Origin of the sequence: Phenylobacterium sp., from assembly GCF_030693805.1 — a bacterium.
Taxonomy (GTDB): Bacteria; Pseudomonadota; Alphaproteobacteria; order Caulobacterales; family Caulobacteraceae; genus Phenylobacterium.
The window spans coordinates 1-1,557 of record NZ_JAUXZW010000154.1 but is presented as its reverse complement, the minus strand read 5'-3'; the positions used below and the strand labels follow the sequence as shown (position 1 = coordinate 1,557).

The following is a 1,557-nucleotide window of genomic DNA, read 5'->3' as shown; positions in this document are numbered from 1 at the left end:
AGCTAGAGCCGCGCTGGATGGACCTATTTCTGTCCCGGAACGCTTAGCACGACCGCACCCTATCATTGCTGGTTGGATTGCAGAACACGAGCGACAGCGACGTGATGCCAAACGCGAACACCATATCTTCGGCCCCATCTTCACTGAGTGGACCGACACTGATCATCGTCGTCATCGCATTCTCGATGCCCTCTTTAAGGCGGCCATGCGACAGGAGCTAAGAGCCGAGACAGGCGAGCGTGGCAAAACGTATTTCAGCTCGGGACAGGATCAAATCGAGTTCAAGCTCCGCGAAAAACAGAAACAGGTTCGCAGACCAAAAACAAAAAGCGAGATGCGATGGTCGCTGCCGGGCGAACGCAATTGGACGCAGGTGCTCGAGCCCACCGGAATCCTTGTTTTCAAGATCGACAGCTATTTGGGTGACAGCGCAATTCGAAGTGAATGGATAGAAACACCCGACGCGCCGCTTGAGAAACTGCTCCAGGAAATCGTCTGTTCGCTCATCCTCGCTGCGTCAGCGCTCGCAAAATTGCGCAATGAACGCGAGGAGGCCGAACGCAGGCGGCTTGAATCGGAGCATCGCCCCCAAATCGAGCGTGAGCGTCGCCAAAGGGAACACAATCAGTGGCGCCGCTTTATAGACCTCGCTCACAGATGGGAAGAGGCAACAACAGCTCAGTGTTTCCTTGAAGAGCTGAAGGCCCACGAGTCCCATCTGACCCAAATAGTGTGTGGGCGGTCAATTGCCGAATGGTTTGATTGGGCACAGGATCAGATCCGCAATCGTAATCCGATGAATGGTGGGGTTGAAGGCATTTTCAAAGACGTTGACGGGTGACACCGTGGACCTATCGAGATTAATGCGAACTCCGAAGACCCGGATCTGGACCAGCCTTTGGATGGGCAACCTCGCATCGGCGGCTCAGTTCTTGCCCATCACAGCGAGGTCGCACCTTCGACGCAATGCGGATGGCGCCGCAGATACCGTTCATCACTCTGGCGCGGTCGCGCCGCTTCGTCTGTTCGGCGTGCGGCTCGCGAGACGTTCACCCGATTGGCCGTCGTATCGGGCCGACAAGTGTTAATGCGACGTTCGGGCACGCCGGAATGGATGCGAAAGGATCACTTTGCGGAAATTCTTCAGCAAAGATTCTGAATTATATGTCAGCGGGGTGGGATATTCGGGCGGGATGGGTCCCGCTACAGGTGCACTTCGTCGCCCCGCCCAACCGTCAAATTGAAACGGCAAATTCCTTCAAGGCGGTCGCATGCCATCCATTAGAAGATCATTGTTTAATGTTCTCGCCTGTCTGCAGCTCACCAATTTCTCAGCAGGTCCCGCGGTAGCGCAGCAGCCGGAAATCTCAAAATATGGCGCTTGGGAAATCCAGTGCGCGGCGTCGACATCGAATGTCAAGGCATGCGCTTTGGTCCAAAAGGCGGCCTCGGAGGAACAGCAGAACGTCGGCATAATGGCGGCTGTCAGAAAAGCGCCAGGCATCGCCAACGGAGTGATCCAATTTTTCGCGCCGCCGAAAACTTTCTTGCTGGAGG

General features: G+C 55.6%; 2 protein-coding genes. Both read left to right on the top strand.

Annotated elements, in window-relative coordinates; translation table 11 throughout:
* Positions 1-841, top strand: an 841-nt coding sequence (locus Q8M88_RS06625) for a hypothetical protein (RefSeq protein WP_305595622.1), incomplete at its 5' end; no start/stop codon positions are given.
* 451 nt (positions 842-1,292) lie between these two features.
* A partial coding sequence (locus Q8M88_RS06620; protein ID WP_305595620.1) for an invasion associated locus B family protein occupies positions 1,293-1,557 on the top strand: 265 nt, incomplete at its 3' end.